This window comes from Thiothrix winogradskyi (assembly GCF_021650935.1).
In the GTDB taxonomy this organism is placed as follows: domain Bacteria; phylum Pseudomonadota; class Gammaproteobacteria; order Thiotrichales; family Thiotrichaceae; genus Thiothrix; species Thiothrix winogradskyi.
In genome coordinates, this window is the sequence record NZ_CP091244.1 from 784426 (window position 1) to 803926 (window position 19501).

General features: G+C 51.6%; 21 protein-coding genes. 6 read left to right on the plus strand and 15 right to left on the minus strand.

Going from position 1 to position 19501, the window contains the following annotated elements:
* Positions 1 to 5: 5 nt before the first annotated feature.
* The 3 genes from L2Y54_RS04130 to L2Y54_RS04140 all read left to right on the plus strand — a co-directional run bounded on the left by L2Y54_RS04130 (position 6) and on the right by L2Y54_RS04140 (position 2200).
* Positions 6 to 575 carry a 4Fe-4S dicluster domain-containing protein gene (locus L2Y54_RS04130; protein ID WP_311196220.1) on the plus strand — a complete coding sequence of 190 codons (570 nt, stop codon included), beginning with the start codon at positions 6 to 8 and terminating at the stop codon, positions 573 to 575.
* A gap of 13 nt (positions 576 to 588) precedes the next feature.
* Positions 589 to 1566: a dimethyl sulfoxide reductase anchor subunit family protein gene (locus tag L2Y54_RS04135; RefSeq protein WP_236500009.1), complete on the plus strand. Its 978-nt coding sequence runs from the start codon at positions 589 to 591 to the stop codon at positions 1564 to 1566.
* A gap of 100 nt (positions 1567 to 1666) precedes the next feature.
* Positions 1667 to 2200 (plus strand): YaeQ family protein, encoded by a 534-nt coding sequence (locus L2Y54_RS04140; RefSeq protein ID WP_236500011.1) that lies wholly within the window; start codon positions 1667 to 1669, stop codon positions 2198 to 2200.
* A gap of 5 nt (positions 2201 to 2205) precedes the next feature.
* Here L2Y54_RS04140 and L2Y54_RS04145 read toward each other — a convergent pair whose 3' ends face one another.
* From L2Y54_RS04145 to dprA, 9 genes are all read right to left on the minus strand, one after another.
* Complete coding sequence (locus L2Y54_RS04145) at positions 2206 to 3531, minus strand: MvaI/BcnI family restriction endonuclease (protein ID WP_236500013.1); 1326 nt, start codon at positions 3529 to 3531, stop codon at positions 2206 to 2208.
* A gap of 124 nt (positions 3532 to 3655) precedes the next feature.
* Positions 3656 to 3964, minus strand: a complete 309-nt coding sequence (locus tag L2Y54_RS04150) for a hypothetical protein (RefSeq protein ID WP_236500015.1) — start codon at positions 3962 to 3964, stop codon at positions 3656 to 3658.
* Positions 3927 to 5261, minus strand: a complete 1335-nt coding sequence (dcm, locus tag L2Y54_RS04155; RefSeq protein WP_311196221.1) for a DNA (cytosine-5-)-methyltransferase — start codon at positions 5259 to 5261, stop codon at positions 3927 to 3929. The genes L2Y54_RS04150 and dcm (L2Y54_RS04155) overlap by 38 nt, the downstream gene beginning before the upstream one ends.
* Positions 5262 to 5363: 102 nt before the next feature.
* Positions 5364 to 6632 carry a DNA (cytosine-5-)-methyltransferase gene (gene dcm, locus L2Y54_RS04165; protein WP_236500017.1) on the minus strand — a complete coding sequence of 423 codons (1269 nt, stop codon included), beginning with the start codon at positions 6630 to 6632 and terminating at the stop codon, positions 5364 to 5366.
* A gap of 117 nt (positions 6633 to 6749) precedes the next feature.
* Entirely contained in the window at positions 6750 to 7559 is an 810-nt protein-coding gene (locus L2Y54_RS04170; RefSeq protein ID WP_236500019.1) for a TdeIII family type II restriction endonuclease, read from the minus strand.
* A 107-nt stretch (positions 7560 to 7666) separates the two neighbouring features.
* Positions 7667 to 8524: a polyamine aminopropyltransferase gene (speE, locus tag L2Y54_RS04175; protein WP_236500021.1), complete on the minus strand. Its 858-nt coding sequence runs from the start codon at positions 8522 to 8524 to the stop codon at positions 7667 to 7669.
* Positions 8525 to 8610: 86 nt separating this feature from the next.
* Entirely contained in the window at positions 8611 to 10635 is a 2025-nt protein-coding gene (locus tag L2Y54_RS04180; protein WP_236500024.1) for a thrombospondin type 3 repeat-containing protein, read from the minus strand.
* A gap of 113 nt (positions 10636 to 10748) precedes the next feature.
* On the minus strand, positions 10749 to 11222 hold the full coding sequence (locus tag L2Y54_RS04185; protein ID WP_236500026.1) for a Smg family protein: 474 nt from the start codon (positions 11220 to 11222) through the stop codon (positions 10749 to 10751).
* The gene (gene dprA, locus L2Y54_RS04190) at positions 11222 to 12382 is read right to left on the minus strand and encodes a DNA-processing protein DprA (RefSeq protein WP_236500028.1); all 1161 of its coding nucleotides are present in this window, start codon (positions 12380 to 12382) and stop codon (positions 11222 to 11224) included. Before dprA ends, L2Y54_RS04185 begins: the two co-directional genes overlap by 1 nt.
* 205 nt (positions 12383 to 12587) lie before the next feature.
* Here dprA and L2Y54_RS04195 point away from each other — a divergent pair, with 205 nt between their 5' ends.
* Both L2Y54_RS04195 and L2Y54_RS04200 read left to right on the plus strand, forming a co-directional pair.
* Positions 12588 to 13607 carry a transporter substrate-binding and LysM peptidoglycan-binding domain-containing protein gene (locus L2Y54_RS04195; RefSeq protein ID WP_236500029.1) on the plus strand — a complete coding sequence of 340 codons (1020 nt, stop codon included), beginning with the start codon at positions 12588 to 12590 and terminating at the stop codon, positions 13605 to 13607.
* Positions 13604 to 14134 (plus strand): SEL1-like repeat protein, encoded by a 531-nt coding sequence (locus tag L2Y54_RS04200; RefSeq protein ID WP_236500030.1) that lies wholly within the window; start codon positions 13604 to 13606, stop codon positions 14132 to 14134. Before L2Y54_RS04195 ends, L2Y54_RS04200 begins: the two co-directional genes overlap by 4 nt.
* Here the strand turns inward: L2Y54_RS04200 and hisH are convergent, their stop codons facing one another.
* The 5 genes from hisH to moaA all read right to left on the minus strand — a co-directional run bounded on the left by hisH (position 14135) and on the right by moaA (position 17255).
* Positions 14135 to 14773: an imidazole glycerol phosphate synthase subunit HisH gene (gene hisH / locus L2Y54_RS04205; RefSeq protein ID WP_236500031.1), complete on the minus strand. Its 639-nt coding sequence runs from the start codon at positions 14771 to 14773 to the stop codon at positions 14135 to 14137.
* Positions 14774 to 14802: 29 nt separating this feature from the next.
* On the minus strand, positions 14803 to 15282 hold the full coding sequence (locus L2Y54_RS04210) for a PIN domain-containing protein (RefSeq protein ID WP_236500032.1): 480 nt from the start codon (positions 15280 to 15282) through the stop codon (positions 14803 to 14805).
* Entirely contained in the window at positions 15279 to 15542 is a 264-nt protein-coding gene (locus L2Y54_RS04215) for a UPF0175 family protein (protein ID WP_236500033.1), read from the minus strand. The genes L2Y54_RS04210 and L2Y54_RS04215 overlap by 4 nt, the downstream gene beginning before the upstream one ends.
* A gap of 45 nt (positions 15543 to 15587) precedes the next feature.
* On the minus strand, positions 15588 to 16181 hold the full coding sequence (gene hisB / locus L2Y54_RS04220) for an imidazoleglycerol-phosphate dehydratase HisB (RefSeq protein ID WP_236500034.1): 594 nt from the start codon (positions 16179 to 16181) through the stop codon (positions 15588 to 15590).
* A gap of 63 nt (positions 16182 to 16244) precedes the next feature.
* Complete coding sequence (gene moaA, locus L2Y54_RS04225) at positions 16245 to 17255, minus strand: GTP 3',8-cyclase MoaA (protein WP_236500035.1); 1011 nt, start codon at positions 17253 to 17255, stop codon at positions 16245 to 16247.
* Between the two features lie 148 nt (positions 17256 to 17403).
* Here moaA and L2Y54_RS04230 point away from each other — a divergent pair, with 148 nt between their 5' ends.
* Entirely contained in the window at positions 17404 to 17892 is a 489-nt protein-coding gene (locus L2Y54_RS04230; protein WP_236500036.1) for a disulfide bond formation protein B, read from the plus strand.
* A 169-nt stretch (positions 17893 to 18061) separates the two neighbouring features.
* Here the strand turns inward: L2Y54_RS04230 and lpdA are convergent, their stop codons facing one another.
* On the minus strand, positions 18062 to 19498 hold the full coding sequence (lpdA, locus tag L2Y54_RS04235) for a dihydrolipoyl dehydrogenase (protein WP_236500037.1): 1437 nt from the start codon (positions 19496 to 19498) through the stop codon (positions 18062 to 18064).
* Between the last annotated feature and the right edge of the window lie 3 nt (positions 19499 to 19501).

The following is a 19501-nucleotide window of genomic DNA, read 5'->3' on the forward strand; positions in this document are numbered from 1 at the left end:
AATTGATGAAATTTGAAGTGGGCGAATACCCCAACGTCGAAACGGTGCATTTCCCGAAAAGCTGTTTGCATTGCGAAGACCCGCCGTGCGTGCCGGTTTGCCCGACAGGAGCCAGCTACAAGCGCAAGGAAGACGGCATTGTGCTGGTCGATTACGACAAGTGCATCGGCTGTAAGTATTGTTCGTGGGCGTGCCCTTACGGTGCGCGGGAAATCGACGAAAAGCAGAAGGTGATGAAGAAATGCACCTTGTGCGTCGACCGGATTTACGACACGACCTTGCGGGAAGATCGTCGCAAACCGGCGTGTGTGTTGGCTTGCCCGACCAATGCACGCTTGTTTGGTGATGTGCATGACCCGATGTCGGCAGTGTCGGTGGCGATTAATGAACGTGGCGGTTATCAGTTGATGCCGGAATGGGGGACGCGCCCGGCGAACCATTACCTGCCTCGGCGTAAGATGAAATCTCAGGTGACTGAGGAATCGTTGAACCGTATTGATAACCCGTTGAAGAAAGAAGAACAGCGTGCGCCGGTCAGCTCTGACTTGCCATCGTTGGACGACTTCCTGTTCTAAGGAGATTGGATTTATGCATCCTGCTTTTTCGGTCATTTTTTTGACCACATTGATTGGTGCGGGTCAGGGCTTGTTTCTGGCGCTGTACACGGGTCAGGTTTACAACACGTTTGGGGTGGTGGGTGATGCCATGCCGCAGCAGGCGTTGTACGTTGCTGGCACGGTTATCGTAACGTTGTTAATGGGCTTGGGTTTGTTTGCCTCGTTTTTCCATTTGGGAAGACCCGAACGGGCGTGGCGAGCGGCGACCAAGTGGCGCACGTCGTGGTTGGCGCGTGAAGTGATTGTGTTGCCTGCGTTTGCGGGCATGGCGTTCGTTTGGGGTGCGCTACACTATTTGGGGATTGATCCGGTCGTGTTTACTACGGGGACGGTGGAAGTCAAACTGACCTTATTGGTGGGTCTGGTGGCGGGTGTACTGGCATTCTTGCTGTATATTTGCACGGGGATGATTTACGCGGCGATTAAGTTCATTCAGGAATGGGCTACGCCGTTGACGATTGTGAACTACACGCTGTTGGGTTTGGCTTCGGGGTTCTCGCTGGCGGCGGCGTTGAGTGCGCATTACTGTAGCAGCTTGGTGGATGCGTATGCGCTGTGGGCGTTGGTGTTTACCTTGCTGGGCTTTGTGAGCCGTATGTTTGCGTTGCGTCGTAATGCTCGCCTCAAATATAAGAGCACGGCTTGCACCGCCATTGGGGTACGTCACCCGAAGATTACCCAGATTTCACAAGGGGCAATGGGCGGCTCGTTCAATACCCGTGAGTTTTTCCATCATAAAAGCCTGCAATTCATGCAAGGGATCAAGGTGTTTTTCTTGATTGTGGCGTTTATTGTGCCGGTGACGCTGGTGGTGATTGGTTGGTCGAATCAGTTTGCGGTGGTCTTGTTGGCAGCGGCGTTGATTCAGTACGTGGGTTTGCTGGCGGAACGCTGGTTCTTCTTCGCACAGGCGAATCATCCGCAGAATCTTTACTATCAAGCAACGTAAGTTGTTTGGTGGTGAGTGATCGTGAAAACGCCCGCTGATGCGGGCGTTTTTGTTAGTATGCGCACGCACTCTTCCAGCAACACAACAGACAAGGTTCACCGTGGCAATCAAACCAACCATTTACAAAGCCAGAATTTCGTTATCGGATATGGAACGCAATTACTACGATTCCCTGAATCTGACCATTGCCCAGCACCCCTCCGAAACGCTGGAGCGCATGATGGTGCGTATTTTGGCGTATTGCCTCAATGCTCAGGAAGGAATTGAGCTGACCAAAGGGCTGGAAGACGTGGAAGAACCCGCCATCTGGGTACGCACGATGGATGAGCAAATCGCGCTGTGGATTGATTTGGGCGAACCCACGCCAGAACGGGTTAAAAAGGCAACTCATCGGGCGCGAGCGGTGCGTGTTTACAGCTTTAACAGCAAGTCGGATGTCTGGTGGTCACAAAATGTGAAGAAGTTTAGCCAGTTGGATGCTGCGTTTTACCGCTTTCCAGCAGAAGAGATTGAAGCACTGGCGGCGTTGGTGAGCCGCACGATGGATTTGTCGATAACGATTACCGGCGACTCTGCTTATATCGCGGGTGATAAGGGTGAGGTCGAGGTTCATTGGGACGTGTTACAGGCTTAGTTTTTCTATGAAAGATCGACAGTCTCATGTTTGTAATAAAGGTTGATGAGGTTGTCGTGTTTAATCCGAAACTGACTACGCCGCTTGGTGACAGGTTTTGGGGATGAAGCTTTTTCCATCTTGATCGCGGGGTCATAGGAAATGGTTCCGTTTGCTATCGCTTTCAGGAACAGCAAGAAGTCGGTTTCTTCGCATAGCAAAACTTGGCAACCAAATGCATATTCGGGGGGAGGAGTCCGAAATAGCGACGGAATATAAGCGGCTTGCGCGTGTTTGCGGTTCCAATGATCCAGCATACCGGTAAAGCTCCACGATGCAGCTATTTCTCCAGCTTGGGTTTCAAGACCAATACAGCCTGCCATATCGGTGATTTTCCCCGATTGCTGATCGTAACCATCTAAGATCAAACGTAAGCCTGTGTCGGCGTGGTAGGTGCGACCGATTGTATAAATGCCGCCAAAATTGATGCGGTCAACCTTGCCACTTTTGTCGGGATAGCCGAAGCGACGCAGGAAATCAGGTACGCCGTTATCACAATAAAATCCACCAGTGGGTTCGGGTGTCATCAGTGTTACGGGGCTTTTGGGCTTAAAAGAGCGGAAATCGTTGACACCATACTGTTTGATTTCCCATCCAAGGTAGTCTGGTTCTGAGTTACCATTCGGGGAAATGCCCAATTCTGCCTCTAACGTATAGCCGCCGCCATTTCTGGCACTGTAAGGTGTGATCACACCATCTTTCCCCAGTTTCTGTGAATCTATCCAGTTTTTCTCACAAATTTCCTTCAAGGCTTCTAATAGCAGAACGCGGGTATTTTGCTTTTTATCAGGTGGGAATAGCTCAATAAGAACACTGCTGACGTTGACGTTATTGCTGGTAAGCGCATAAAGCTCCTTGCTCAACGGGTCATCCGGGGTAGCAGCGTAACCCAATACATCGCCGTTTGGGGTGATACCAAGGAACAATGTCCTGCCTTCATCGCGGGAAGCGATCACGTTTGAGGGGGCATGACGGCAACCTTTTAGAAGCCCAGACATGCGTACTTCCGGGTATTCGGGATACAGAATAAGTTGAGCATTCGGGGCAAGATAACGTCCGTTCTTATCGACCCAATAGAAGGTAACATCGGCTTTTGTGCGTGACGTTTTGCCTTTAGCTATATTGCTATCGTCCACGTAGAGGGAACCATGAGGAATAGTGTGCAAGGCAGAAAAGCCACCTCCAAGGTAGAACTGATTTTTTGAGTTATCGTTAGGCGCTAACTTTTTCGCATAGAAACGGATTGCTCCATGTGATTCCATGAGCTGTAAGAGCGAGTTAATTGATTCCATAGATGTTTCAGTTCTGGTATTTTCGTCTTGCACGATAAATTTTTCACATGAATAGGTTAACAAAAGCCCCGCTTGTACAGGGCTTTGCGAATCAGCACTTCAGGCTTGTTGTTCTGGCTGGGAATTAATGTTGCCGAACCCACTCATCCTTGCTGGTATCCCACGTATACCCCTGATAGGTATACCACGCCTCCACACCAATAGCGCAGGCTTCCGCTTCACCAATGTTGCTGAACATATTCTCATAAATGCTCGTTACCTTGGCGCAGGCAGCATCATCTAATTCTCGCTGTCCAGTTGTTGCATTTATCTGATCTGCCGGATCATCTTCAGGATGGATATAAATGCCCAGTTCCAGCATGGCATCCCACCAAGCGCGTGTACCAGCCGCTGTTTTATCCGTAAGTGCGGGAATCATTTCTACTGACAACATAGTCTGTCTCCATTACAAATAAAGGGGTTGAGTCATCCTGATTGATCCACATATCAGCCATCAGGGGTTTGTAAGTTTGTTGCATTATCCAGGGTTTCATCACGCGGGCAACTTCGCGGAAGACAGGCATCACCACTGAGTTGCCGAACTGTTTGTACGCCCGTGTATCCGACACCGGAATACGGAAACTGTCCGGGTAGCCCATCAGCCGCGCACATTCTCGCGGGGTGAGGCGGCGCGGGTTTTTGTCTTCGCCTTGCCAGACCAGTATTTCCGAGCCATCTTTGTAATAACGGGCGGAAAGGGTACGGGTCACGCTATTGGCATACGCCAGCCCAAAACCAAAGCCGTTACCCTTAGCCTTATGCTTGTCAGAATAATCTTGCAGGTATTTCCAAAGATTGTTGGTTAGGGTGTATTTGTCATGAATCTTGCGGTTGGCATGATCGAAATAGCGACCTTCGTCGTGTTCCAGTACAGGTTCGCTACCATCGGTCTTGTGTAGGATGTTACCTAGCGTGATGCGTCCTTTGCCCGGCAGTTGCAGTGCATCCCAGCTAAATGCGGTTGGTTCGCGGAAGCCGACAATGACCGTGCGTTCACGGTGCTGGGGTGTCCAGTGCTGCCCATCAATGGTTGTCCAGTGAACCTGATAGCCAAGTTCTTCCCGCAAGGTGTGCAGGATGATACGGAACGTATTGCCCTTGTCATGGGATTGCAGATTCTTGACGTTTTCCAGCAAGAATGCACCGGGGCGTTTGGCTTTGATGATGCGTGCCACATCGAAAAACAGCGTGCCTTGAGTTTCATCCTCAAAACCGTGCGCCCGTCCAAGGGCATTTTTCTTCGAGACTCCCGCAATCGAAAACGGCTGGCAGGGAAAACCGGCTAATAGTACGTCATGTGCCGGAATGTTCGCTTCGGGTATCGTGGTAATGTCCCCGGCAATGGGTTGCCCATCGGCAAAGTTGGCGTGGTAGGTACGTTGGGCGTAGGAGTCCCACTCGCTGGTAAACACACAGCGCCCACCTTGTAATTCAAATGCTTTGCGGATACCACCAATCCCTGCAAACAGGTCGATGAAGGTGAAATCGGCACTGTCAGCGGGTTTGCCAAACGGCATCAACATCTGTTGCAGGCCGTACAGAATGCCATGTTTTGGCTCTGTCTCATGTTTTAGCCAGCGTCCGACGGTGCTGGGGTTAACTCCCAGCTTTTCAGCAATTTCGGAATGGTTGTAGTAGTGCGCAGCCTCTTCCAAACACTGCAACACCGTTGACGCTCTGACTTCGTACATGATTGACTCCACGGGAAACTTTTTTGCATTTTATGATTATAGTTTCCCTTTAGCAATCAGTGGTTCGTTTTTAGTTCGCCATTTGGATTCACACTTAGGGCATCAGCCAAACCTGAGGTTTTGTTGTACGGGCATCCCCGCAGGCTGAACATCATGCTCACCACATAGCCGATTCAGAAAATCCACGAGTGACAGCCCCAGTTCATACGCCATATTGCTGGGCACGGCATTGCCAATCTGCTTGTATTGCGAAGTCAACGCGCCCTTGAATTGCCAATCATCTGGGAAGGTTTGGATGCGGGCATATTCGCGCACGGTAAACGGACGGGTTTCTTCGGGGTGGCAACGCTCAGTCTGTTTTTGTGCGGGGGCGCAGGTGAGGGTTAGGCAAGGTTCGTCCCAATGCATCCGCCGCGCCATGCCGGTTTTGCCGCCACCGAGGTAATAACTTTGCATCATATAGGCTTTTTGCACGTCTTCCGGCAAATCACGCCAGTAACCACCGGGGGGAACTTGTGCCATTACTGCGGCTTTTTTGGCAGGGTAGCCTTGCCCAGCGGAGGTTGGAACATGGCAAGGAAACAGTTCGCCCGCTTTCAAGGCATCTTTGAGCGTGTAGATTTTTTGATAGGGGCGAGGCCAGTGGAATTTTACCAATCCGGCAAGATCATTGCGGATACCAACCAGTAGTAAACGTTCACGTTTTTGCGGGACACGATAGAAAATGGCTTTCATCACGTGCGGTTCAAGCAGTGTGTAGCCCAGTTCGTTGATGACGGAACGAATATTTTCCAGCGTTTTACCATCGTCGTGGTTGAGTAATCCGCGCACATTTTCCGCCATGAATAGCTTGGGATTGGTTTCTTTGATGGCGCGGGCAAACTCGAAAAACAGTGTGCCACGGGCATCTTCAAAGCCCATTTTTTTGCCTGCATAACTAAACGCTTGGCAGGGGAAACCACCCGTTACTACGTCAATTTGGTTATGGTATGGCGTGAAATCTAACTTGCCAATATCGCCACATTGTACGTTCCAGTGAGGGCGGTTGGCTTTGAGGGTATCGCAGGCATTTTTGTCGATTTCATTCAGCAGTACGGTATCTAGCCCTGCTTTTTCCAACCCAATCGCCAAACCACCTGCACCCGCGAACAGTTCAATGGTTTTATAGGCGTGGTCTGGAGTGATTACCGGACGTTTGGAATCATCAAAAATGAAGCGTAACTCCTCGAATTGCCGCAATTGGTCTTTGTCGTAAAAACGGTAATTATTCATAGGGTTGCGCGTAGAGGGTAGCTTCCCGCTGTTATCCCAGCGGCGTAGCGTTTCCTTTGAGACACCCAACATATCGGCAACTTGTGCGACAGAGTACATAATTAACCTTCAACAACCTTACACATGGTTACTATTATAGGTTACATAGGGCGAACTTGGCTATAAGACAGGTAAGAAGCGTTGATTTAAGCTGATCAATGGGAAAATAGTGCTGAATCAGTCATAAGTGTTTAAAAGTAAATCAATTGAGCTTTCCAGTTCCCCCGATGCTCGTAACTCAGTGAAGGATGTTGTAATGATTTCATAGGCATCTTCCAAACCCGAACAGAAATCCCAGAATTGATTTTCTACCCAAGCCTCATTGTCTGCCTCAAGTGGTCTACCGCCACCAATTACGCCTTTCCAGAATGATTTTCCTGAATTTGGATTGTAAGGAAACACAATTCTTGCAGTGGCTGAACCCGTCGGATGTTTGGAATAAAAATAGGCATACCAGTACAATACTTGCTCCATGCAACCCGTCAGTGTGGGCAAGTTAGGTTGAACCGTTTTAATATCAAAAAAGTAGTCAATCCCATCTTTAGATAACCAGATGTCAACACCCTTGCCTCTTGGGGGAGCCTCGAAAGTTTCAATAGGTCGGTTAATGAAGTGCTGGCACACTCTTTTGATTTCATCATGGCTGATTTTTGCATCGTACAAGCCATTGCCCCGTTTACGATCATCAATAATGGATTGAAGCGCGTTGTTCAGGTTAGAAGGCATATTGGCAGGGCTTTGCAGGTTTGATTCAACGACCGTGAAACCATTTTCCCGCGCTAACGCTTTGGCTAAAGGTTCCCACAATGTTGTGCCTAACGATGTTTCAAGTCCGCCAACAATTGAGCGGATTTTGCGCTCTTTGGGGATGATGAGATCCAAAATCTGAAATTTTGCTTTTTTCTTGAGGGACTTGGCGGCAAATTCTGTAATGCTGTTCTTGATGGTGTTTTTTACTAAAGTTTTTGCATTTTCTCGCGTCAACATTAATTTTCACCGCCTATTGATCAAGTCTTACATTGGATGTATTGGAAGGTTGGCTTAATGCGAGTATGCCCTCATCAAGCCAATCCTCCAGTCCTGAGAATTAAGTTTTAACCCAACAATTCCTTCATAAACTGTGGTAACGCCGCGCTGCCCTGATGCACACCCGCGTTGTAATAACGGGTTGGGAACGCCAACGCTTCCGCCGCCGTTTGCCGTGCAAATTCCACCTTGCCCGCTTTCGCCGCAATCGTGCAGCTCCACCAGCCAGTCGGATAGCTCACTAACTGGAACTGATGCAATTTCGTATCGCTGAAACCCGCTTTACGCATGGTATCGTGCATCGGCTTGATGATTTTTTCTGCGTGAACCAACGGCGATTCGCTTTGCTGTACCAGCAAGCCATTTTCGCCCAGTGCACGCCAGCAGCCACGGAAAAACTCTTCGCTATACAACACCGCGCCAGGCCCCACCGGGTCAGTGCTATCCACAATCAGCACATCCAACGAACCCGGTTCGGCATTATTGATCCACGCAATGCCGTCTTCAAACGCCAGTGTCGCACGCGGGTCATTATTGGATTCACACAATTCGGGGAAAAACATTTCGCTGACGCGGGTAACACGCTCGTCGATGTCAATTTGGATGGCAGCTTCAACTTCGGGGTGGCGCAACACTTCACGCAACGTGCCGCAATCACCACCACCGATAATGCACACACGCTTCGGGGATGGGTGGCTGAACATGACAGGATGCGCCATCATTTCATGGTAAACGAAGTTGTCGCGAGTCGTGACCATCGTGCAACCATCCAGCGTCATCAGCTTGCCGAAGGTTTTAGTATCGTAGATTTCGAGCTTTTGGAACGGGGTTTGCTCTTCGTGAATTTTGCCCGCATCGGTTAATTCCAGCCCGAAAATCGTGCCGGAATCAGAAAGTTCAGTAAACCAGTTAGGTTGGGTTGTCATGGCAGCGCCTGTTGGTTGTTCACACAAAGGCGCTATCATGCCACAAGCATTGTGGTGGGAAAATCGCTATCAGGTTAAGTTAACCATTATTTAGCCGTCGCTGCGAGTGCACCGTCAATGAACAACTGGATTGTCAGCGGTATTCCGCCATCAATACCAGCACCTGTTACTGAGACAACGGCTGCATTTGAGCTGATGGTAATACGTGGTGTGCCGACAGAACTCGTTGCAGTAATTCGTGTTTGTGCATTCTCGATTTTCGTCAAATCAGGAATGGCGTAGAAAAATGCCACCGCATTACCTGTATATACGCTGAGACTGGTAGTGCGGGTGCTATCCAGACGAATAACCTGACAACCAGTGCTGGTAACACTGACACCACTAGGCGTGCTTGAACACTGATCCAAATAATTTTTTACCCCGTCGCCATCGGTGTCACGGTCGTCTTGGGGGTCGCACGCATCGCCTAAGCCATCGTTGTCGGTATCTGCCTGATTAGAATTGGCATTGGTTGGGCAATTGTCAGTTGCATCCGGTACTCCATCCTTGTCGGCATCCAATACCACCGGAGCAGATGGTTCAACAGGGGGGGTGACGGGGGCAGCACTTACCAGAACAGGAATCTCAGCGCCGCTGCTGTTACCTTTGGCATCAGTGGCAGTGAGCCGGATGGTGTAATTGCCTGCTACCAGTGCCGTGGATGTTGCAACGCTGAGAGTATGATTGCTGGCGCTCGCGCCACCATCTGCCAGTGTTGCGGTAATGCCAGCAGGTGCTGATAAGCTGACGCTGCCAGCTTCACTCAATGTCAGTGCCGTGCTGGCACTTTTCCCAGCCTCAACAACAATAGAGGGGGTGCTGAGCAGCCGTGGGGCGGTGTTATCCGGTTTTTCTTCCGCTTGACCCAAGCCACCGTCAAATTGGCTGTAATGCAGGGTGTTCTTGTCTCGGTCGAGAGCCGTGAGGGCGTTGACCGTGCCTGCGGCGGGGCGGGTGTAATTTTGGCCTTCCCCTAACGCCAGACCAGTCATCCATTGCACATCGCTGCGGCTGCCCTGAGTGCTTTTGGCTTCAGTAAACCAGTTGGCGTTGTTGTTGGTTCCCATTTGGCGTTCATAGCGCAGTTTGGCTTCATAATTGCCCCCTTCCTGCCAGTTTTGCACTCCGGCAGACAGCTTGCCCTTTTGGTCGGCGAGGTAATAATTCCCTTCCACCCCGCCTGTAGCACGGACATCTTTTAGTCCGCCAAGTTCTTCTTCCCGCACCCCCGCGCTGACCAATATTTCGGCTTGCTCTCCCACCAGTAAGCGTTGTTGGGCGCTGATTTCCTGCCATTTCTTGCCCACATAACGCTGGGTGGAGGAAAGATCGGCATCATCGGCTTGCCCCTTTTCATACACCACGGCACTGTCACCGCTGTGCAAACCTACTTGCACATTGCTGGCGCTCAGATCACCGGCGGCATCTTCCATTCCTAGAGCTTTGGCGGCATTGGCGGTGGTGTAGCCGACGCTGCCAGTCAGGACACGGTTATCCTGAAACTGCCACGCAGCCGAGGCTTTGCTGGCTTGGGCATCGGCGGTGAAGTCGGTTTCCAGTTGGCCTGCGAGGGTTTCGTTACCTGCTTCGATTTTGACGCTACCGCCTGTACCCCAAGTCTTATTCTGAGTGACCCCCAGTTCTGCCCGTGGGCCGGTGGGAGTGTTAGTGGTAACGGCGGGATTATTGGTTACGGCAGAGGCTACATCATTGGCCGCGGTCGTGGTGGTGTTGCCAGCCGTGGCGGGTTGCAGCTTGCGGCGCATGGCTTCAGCCTGAGCAGCGGCTTGGGCAGCCAGCCGATTGGCAACAGAGGCTTCGGCAGCGGCTTGGGCAGCCGCTTTGGCGGCGGTTTGGGCAGCAATGTGCGCGGTTTTTCGGGCCTCTATTTCAGCTTCTCTGGCAACTTTGGCAGCAGCAGCGGCTTCTTCAGCGGCTTCGGCAGCACTGATTCGCGTATTGTTGGCAGGTTCAGCAGCATAGGCATTGGTGGCAAGGCTGGCAATCAGGCTTGAAGCCAGCATTAAACGCAAGGAAGCACGGCGGACACCGGAATGATGGATAGTCGACATAGATAGCAGCCCCGATTATTGATAATTCACATAACAGAGCTGATAGACCTATTTTTTCAGTAAAAGTGCTAGACGGGCAAAAATTTATTACTAATTTTTTGCCCGAATGGTATTCAATGAAACACGGGGGCTTCGCCAGAAACGCTCAAGCCTTCTGCCCAGAAAAAGCTATTGCCTTCTTCAGGGCGATTCAGCAATACCATTAATACCACCCATTTGAGGCGGTCGAGGTTAAAGTCTTCGTCCTGTAATTCCAGCACGCGGTCGAGGATTTGTTCGCGGGCTTCAGCGCTGATCACGCCAGCGTGTTCTAAGAATATTAAATAGCCTTGGCATTCGCCATCCAGCCAATAACGTTCTTGTGGGGAAAAGATGCGCGTGGTGCACGAGCGGTAGGTCACTTCCACGCGCTCTGCGTCGTCACCGAGGCTTTCCAGCCAATCGAAAGCGCGGGTAATTTCGCTATTCAGGAAACCAGCGTCTTGCAAATAACCGTGCATGGAGGCGCGGTCTTCCGGCAGGTTGTCACCCATGTCGGGATAATTGTCAAAAAGGTAGAAGAGAACGTCCAGCGTATTTTCTTTCATCAGTTTCCAGTTCCTGACCCCAATCGCATGTAATGCCCACCACCACATGCTGCTACAAGGTTGTGCAGTTCAAGCATAAGGAGGATGGATGAAACCGCGTCAGCGGTCAAGCCTGTATTCAGGATAATCTGGTCTATCGGTAGTGGTTCGTAGCCCAACGCATCAAGTACTTGCGCGTATTCGGGATCAAAGGTATCGGTGTCGGGTAATTGCGCAGACAGGTTCAATACCGCTTGTCCGGGTGTTGCCGGATTAGCCTTATCTTGTTGTAACCAAACGTTTAGTTGTGGCGCAATTTCCTCCAAAATGTCGTTGGCGGTTTCGACTAATTTTGCGCCTTGGCGGATCAAATGGTGGCAACCGCGTGCCAACGGGTTGTGAATCGAGCCGGGAATGGCAAATACTTCGCGCCCTTGTTCCATCGCATGGCGGGCGGTGACGAGCGTTCCGCTTTGCAATGCCGCTTCCACAATCAATACGCCAAAACTCATGCCGCTGATAATGCGGTTGCGGCGTGGAAAATGTTGCGGGTGTGCGGGAATACCGATGGGGAATTCGGAGACGATGCAGCCTTGTGCAGCAATGCGTTCTGCCAGTTTGCGATTGCGCAGTGGGTAAATAATGTCGAGACCGTTGCCCACTACCGCAATGGTGTTACCGCCAGCGTCCAAGGAGGCTTCGTGGCTGTGTGCATCAATTCCGACAGCTAGACCGCTTGTAACGGTTAAACCATTCGTGGCGAAATGTGCGGCAAAGGCGCGGGCGTTTTCTTTGCCGCCTTGGGTCGGGTTGCGGCTGCCCACCATGCCGATTTGCGGATCATTCAGCAAATCGGGGTTGCCGAGGGCAAACAATACCGGCGGCGCGGTGCGAATGCGTTTGAGCAAGGCGGGGTAACGGCTGTCTTCGGGCACGAGAATATGGTGATCATCGGCGGCTTCCAGCCAACGCCAATCGGGGAGCGCGGCATCACGGTCTTGCGCACGGTAGGCGGCAATGCCTTCCTGTTTCAAACCTGCTTCCAGCAAGGCACTGTCAGACACACGCAAGGCTTCCGCCGCACCGCCGAAATGTTCCACAATGCGGCGCAGGCTGCCGGGGCCCATGCCTTTGGCACGCCAGAAATGCAGACGAGCGCGAAGTTCTGAATCAGTGAGCATGAAAATAACAGTTCCGTGATGAAGAGCCTGCATTTTCTGCCACTTGGACAGGATGATGCAAACAAATCCGCTGGACTGTGGATGATTAATAATTACCTGATTGTTAGTCAATAAAATCGACCTTTTGTCTCCTTAACGTTAGGGGCTGTGCTATTGCTTCTATACTGTTACGGTCATTCAACCATAACAGTGTGAGAATTGTGGTATGCAAAAAATTATTTGGTCTTGTGGAGTTGCCTTATTTTTTCTGGCAACTAGTCTGGCAGCGGCTGTGCCGCCACCTTCACCACCTGCCACCACTGCAAGCACGCCACCCACCGAGCCGGTGAATGTACTGGCTGCCGCCAAACAAGCGGGTGTATTACGGGTGGCAATGGAACCGGATTTTCCCCCCATGTATTGGCTCAACGAAGACGGCAAGGAAGACGGTTTCGATTACCACTTGGCGCTACTCGTGGCTAAAGAGCTGGGCATTCCGACAGTGCAAGCGGTGGAAGATGATTATTCCAAGCTGCCCGGCTTGGCGGTTGAGGGTAAGGCTGACATGGTGATGGGCGGCTATATCCCTGATGATTCCATTGAGGGGGTCTATTGGTCGGATAGCTATCTGGATTTCGGGCAATGCCTGATTGTGCCGCGTGGTAGCACCATCAAAAATATCAAGCAGTTGCGCGGGAAAACCATTGGCGCTTACAAAGACCCTGCTGTTATCAAGTGGATCAACGACACGATTCCCGACAAAAAAGCACTGGTGACTTACGAAGGTGTGGGCTGGTTTCGTCATCTGGAAAAACGTGATGTCGATGCCATCATTTACGATTACCCGTTTACGGTTGAAGAAATCAAACCGTTTAGCAGCAGTTTACAGATTGCCGCCTTTAACTTGAATGAAAGCACCTACGCCATTGGCATTAAACAGGGTAACGATGCGATGCGTACCGCTGTCAACACTGCGCTTGCGAAGATCAAAGAATCCGATGAATATGCCGAGTTGATCAAACGCTACTTGCCCTTCAAAATTTCCAACGAAGTGCCAGACGGCAGCAATACCTACACCATCCAATCCGGTGATTCGCTTGGCAAAATTGCCGCAGCAAAATTGGGTACGGCGACCGCATGGAAAACGTTATGGGAACTCAACAAAAATCGTATTCCTAACCCTAACTTGTTGGAAACTGGCGATATACTGATTATGCCCAAAGTAGCGGAGAAGGTAACACCGTGAAAATTGACCGTTTCTGGATGATACAAATCATCATCATCATCAGTTTATTTGCGCTGTTGATTGGCAGCTATCTGTTTTCATTTGGCTGGTTTGCCAACAAATCCACCAGTCTTGCGACAACCGTAGCTCCTGCGCCGGTTGAAGCAGTAGAAATAGCACCTCCTACACCTGCGCCTGCGCCTATGGCATTAGCAGTTGTTCCCAGCGAACCGCCGAAACCGCCAGCAACGTGTACGCCTGCTGGGGAAACCTTATCCAGTGACAGCATTCGTGACAGCTTAAGCAGCAGTGATGGGTTACGCCAGACAAGTTGCTTAGAGTTTTTGCAAGCGGAGAGCCTTGCCGGTGATAAGGGTGCGGAATTATGGATAGGACAAGCGCATCATCATGGTTGGGGTGTGGTGAAAAATCTGGAGGAAGCCGCTAGCCATTATCAGCAAGCGGCGCTAAGCGATGATTTAGCGGTGCGTGATTCCGCCCAGCAATGGTTAAAGCAGTTGGAACAAGAGCAGGCGTTGCCCAACTGATTACGGTTGCCAGTTGACGAAATTTTCCAGCAATTTCAAGCCATCATCCGCCGATTTTTCCGGGTGTGCCTGAATCGCAAATACATTGTCTTTGGCAATCGCGGAGGCGTAGCTGATGCCGTATTCGGTCGAGCCTGCAATCAAGTCCGGCGTGACTGGCTCCACATAATAGCTGTGGACGAAATAGAAGCGTGCGCCATCCGCAATGCCTTGCCACAGCGGGTGTTCGACTTGATGCCAGATTTGATTCCAGCCCATTTGCGGAATCTTCAGGCGCACACCAATTTCCTGATGCACCGTGTCGAAATAGCGCACATTACCCTCGTACAAACCGAGGCATTCAATGCCGCCGTTTTCTTCGGAATGCTGCATCAAGACCTGCATCCCCATGCAAATGCCGAGGAAAGGTTTGGTCTGGATGACTTCGCGTACCACTTCCGCCATGCCACGGGTTTCGAGTTCGCGCATACAGTCACGCGCCGCACCTTGCCCCGGAAACACCACGCGGTCGGCTTTTAAGATCATGTCAGGGTCAGACGTAATCGCTACCGTGGCATGACCAGCAGCAGCGTGGGAAACGGCGCGTTCCACCGAGTGTAGGTTGCCCATGTTGTAGTCGATGATGGCGATTTTTTGCATTAACTGTTCTCTTTAAGTGCGGAGAGTCTTCAAAGCTCACCCGCTTGTTGTAAGGCTTTAATGATGATGTTCTCTCCAAGATGAACATCCGAAGCCGATAACGTCATTAATAACGGTTTGATCGCAGGCAACATACCGCGTTGCTCCGCTAACAGCAGAACACCCACACTGCCCATGACCTCTAAACCATTGGCATAGGCAACTTTTTTAGCGCGTTGGTCATCAACCAACAATAAATCAGCGGATATTTCCAGATACAAAGCCATTGCTTCGCGCTCACCCAAGCCTAGACCCTTGAGCGGATGAATCGGAAAATTCGCGGTTGAAGCTATCAATACTTTGTCTTGCAAATACAAACTGAGATTGCTGGCTTCAGGTTTGCCTGCCACGCAAACCTCTTGAAAAACAGCATCCGGGACTCGCACCTGCCCAAACAACCTATCCAATAATGACAGGCAGCCACACACGGACAACGCTACCAATGGCGAGGAATCAGCAATAACAATCATAAGGGGTGCAGCCGATTAAAGCGCATCACATCCGCTTCTAAATCATCTGCATCCGTATTGATAACAGGGATATTGTACTGTTTACACGCGGCAAAAAAGCTATAGATGTCAACTCCGGCAAATTCACAAGCAGCACCACGCGATAATTGCCCAGACTGAAACAACAGCAATGCCGTGTACAGTTTTGCTTTTTGCGCCAGTGTCGTCGTGTCTTGTTGGGATGGAAAACAGTGGTCAGGTATGTCTAATGTCAATTGCATGGTTGTGTACCTCTGCGCGAAATCATACAAACAGATGAGATGACGTTACAAACTCCCCTTCGTCGACGGCATAATCCCCGCCATGCGCGGATCCAGCTCCAACGCCATGCGCAACGCCCGCCCGAAGGCTTTGAAAACGGTTTCGGCAATGTGGTGTGAATTGCGCCCTTTCAAATTGTCGATGTGCAACGACACCAGCGCGTGATTCACAAAGCCTTGGAAAAATTCGTAAAACAGGTCGGTTTCAAACGCGCCAATATTGGTGCGCGGGTATTCCACCTGATGTTCCAAGCCCGGTCTGCCGGAAAAGTCGATGACCACGCGGGAGAGGGCTTCATCCAACGGCACGTAAGCGTGGCCGTAACGGCGGATGCCTTTTTTGTCGCCTACGGCTTGCGCGAACGCTTGCCCCAAGGTAATGCCAATGTCTTCGACACTGTGGTGGTCGTCAATGTGGTGGTCGCCTTTGCATTCGATGTCGAGGTCAATCATGCCGTGACGCGCCACTTGATCAAGCATGTGTTCGAGGAAAGGAATACCGGTCGCAAAGCGCGATTTGCCCGTGCCATCGAGGTTGATGGTGATGCGGATTTGGGTTTCGAGCGTGTTGCGTGCCACGCTGGCAGTACGTTCAGTCATAGGGAACCTGTGTAACAGTGAGTTTGCTTGGATTCTACCACAGGCAAGCCGCGCTGCTAGGGTTTAGCCGCCCGTGGCGCTCATGTGGCGGAAAATCATCGGTTGCGCCGCTTGCAAATTGAACTCATGCCCTTGCGGTTTAATAGCCATGGATTCGAGCAGAGCTGCCCGCACCCGCGCATCATCGGTTGGATTCGCCCGCAATACGCGCCGCAAATCCATCGAATGTTCCTGCCCCAAACACAGCAGCAAGCGTCCTTCCGCCGTCACGCGCACCCGGTTGCAGGTATCGCAAAAATTGTGGCTATGCGGTGAAATAAATCCCACACGGTACGCGCTGTCTTCGCGGCGAAAATAGCGTGCCGGGCCGCCAGTCTGTTCTTCGATCGCGCTCAAACTCAAGTGCTGCTGCAAGTCGCGCAAAATTTCATCGCTGGAATAAAACGCTTCGGCACGGTCATGATCGCCGATAACGCCTAGGGGCATTTCTTCGATAAAGGTAATATCCATGCCGCGCCCGTGGGCAAATTCCACTAAATCCAGCACTTCGTCGTGGTTGCGGTGTTTCAAAATGACGGCATTGAGTTTGACGCGCTGGAAACCCGCTTCCAAGGCTGCGTCGATGCCTGCCAGCACTTTATTGATGTCACCCAAGCGCGTTAAGGCGTGAAAACGGTCGGGATTTAAGGTGTCGAGGCTGATATTGACGCGGGTAACGCCAGCGGCTTGCAGGTCTTTGGCGTAACGTGCCAATTGTGTGCCGTTCGTGGTTACGGTCAGATCTCGCAAGCCATCAAGTTGCCCCAAATCCTGGAACAGTTTCAAAATATTGCGGCGCACGAGGGGTTCACCACCCGTAATCCGAATTTTATTTACCCCCATATCCACGAAGGCTTTGCCCAAGCGTGCCATTTCTTCCAAGGTGAGTAATTGTTCACGCGGTACGAAGGTCATGTCTTCGGACATGCAATACACGCAACGCAAATCACAACGATCCGTCACGGACAGCCGCACATACGTGACTTGCCGCCCGAAACGATCCACCAATTGCACAGGGTTTGCTTTCGTATCCATTACCGCCTCTCTCTCAACAGCAACCAAACACCTACTGTACACAGCCTGCCCCGGAAAAGAAAACAACCGTAATGGGGAATTTTCATAATGAGCGGCGGTGTTAATTCTTGTACGATAGGTGCTGTGAAAATACAGGATACTCCAACACATGCTGACATTAACCCCTAAAACGTTATGGCTGGCGATTGGCTTGATTGCCATGAGTCTCGCGGCAAGCAGCTTTGTGCTGACTGCTTGGCTGGATCTTCACCCGTGTTATTTGTGCATTTTTCAGCGGCTATTATTCATGCTGTTAGCGGTATTTGGGTTGCTCGCGGCGACGGGGTTTGGTGAAAAAGTATGGGGCGGGTTGGTGATCTTGCTGGCAGGCGTGGGAACCGCAACGGCAGGTTATCAGACTTGGCTGCAATTACAGCCACCCGGCAGTGCGTCATGCGCAGGCAGCAATCCGAATCTGATTGAGCAATTGGTGTATTTCCTCAGCGATAATATCCCCAGCTTGTTTGAAGTCAGCGGCTTATGCGAAGACGAAGAGCTGGTTATTTTGGGACTTTCGCTGGCGAATTGGGCGCTGGTGTCGTTCTTGGCGGCGGTGATTGCGGCGGTGTGGGCGTTGCGTTTGAGAAAGACGGCTTAGGATATCTTGGGGATGGATTGCTCAATATTCCCCATGAAGACCCTCACCCCAACCCCTCTCCCAGAGGTAGAGGGGCTAAGAAAGACAACCTCTTACTCCCCCTCTACCTCCGGGAGAGGGGGCTGGGGGGTGAGGGTCTTCGAGGGTGGTGTGAACAATTACTTTCAGCTTAGTGCTTTTTCTTCGGTGCAATCAAATCGGTAATCGTGCCTTCAAACATTTCCGCCGCCATTGCGACCGTTTCGGAAAGCGTCGGATGCGGATGCACCGTCAAGCCAATATCCGTCGCATTCGACCCCATTTCAATCGCGTGTGCGACTTCAGCGATCAAATCCCCGGCATTCGTGCCGACAATGCCCGCGCCAATCACGCGTTCGGTTTCCGCGTCGAAAATCAGCTTGGTCATGCCTTCGTCCCGTCCGATGGATAGCGCCCGTCCGCTGGCTGCCCACGGGAATACGCCTTTGCCGTAGTTGATGCCCTTGGCTTTGGCTTCTTCTTCGGTCACGCCGACCCACGCAATTTCGGGGTCAGTGTAAGCGACCGATGGAATCACCCGTGCGTCGAAGTGGCTAGGCAAACCAGCCGCGACTTCCGCAGCCGTCTTACCTTCGTGCACCGCTTTGTGCGCCAGCATCGGTTGCCCAATGATGTCGCCAATCGCGAAGATGTGCGGCTGGGTAGTGCGCATTTGCGTATCGACCACTTGCACAAAGCCGCGCTCATCCACTGCCACACCGGCTTTTTCCGCACCGATGCGTTTGCCGTTCGGCGTGCGCCCAACTGCGACCAAAACACGGTCATACAATTGCGGTTCGGCTGGCGCTTGCTTGCCTTCAAACGTGACTTTCATGCCTGCCGCCGTGGCTTCGACTTTGGTCACGCGGGTTTCTAACCAGATGTTTTCATAACGCTTTTTAATGCGGTTGAAATACGGTTTCACCACGTCTTTGTCTGCGCCCGCAATAATGCCGGGCAGCATTTCGACCACGGTGATTTTAGAACCGAGTGCCGCGTAAACCGTCGCCATTTCCAGCCCGATAATGCCGCCGCCGATCACCAGCATGTGTTCTGGCACGCTCGCCAATTCCAGCGCACCCGTGGAGTCGATCACCCGCGGGTCGTCAGGAATGAACGGCAATTTCACCGCTTCTGAACCCGCCGCAATCACGGCTTTTTCAAAGCGCACCACGGTTTTCTTGCCGTCGTTGCCGATGACTTCGACGTGGTTGGGGTCGAGGAATGTACCCACGCCGTTGACCACTTGCACTTTGCGCTGTTTTGCCAAGCCCGACAGACCGCCGGTTAAGCGGTTGACGATCTTTTCTTTCCAGCCGCGTAGTTTGTCGATGTCGACTTTGGGCGGGGCAAATTCAATGCCGCAATCCGCCACTTCATGCGCTTCGTCCAGCACTTTTGCGGCGTGCAGCAAGGCTTTGGACGGAATGCAGCCGACGTTCAAACACACACCGCCCAAGGTGCTCCAGCGTTCCACCAACACGGTTTGCATTCCCAAATCGGCGGCACGGAAGGCAGCGGTATAACCGCCAGGGCCTGCGCCCAATACCAGCATCTGGCAGGAAAGATCTGCTTTCAAGTTACTCATGAT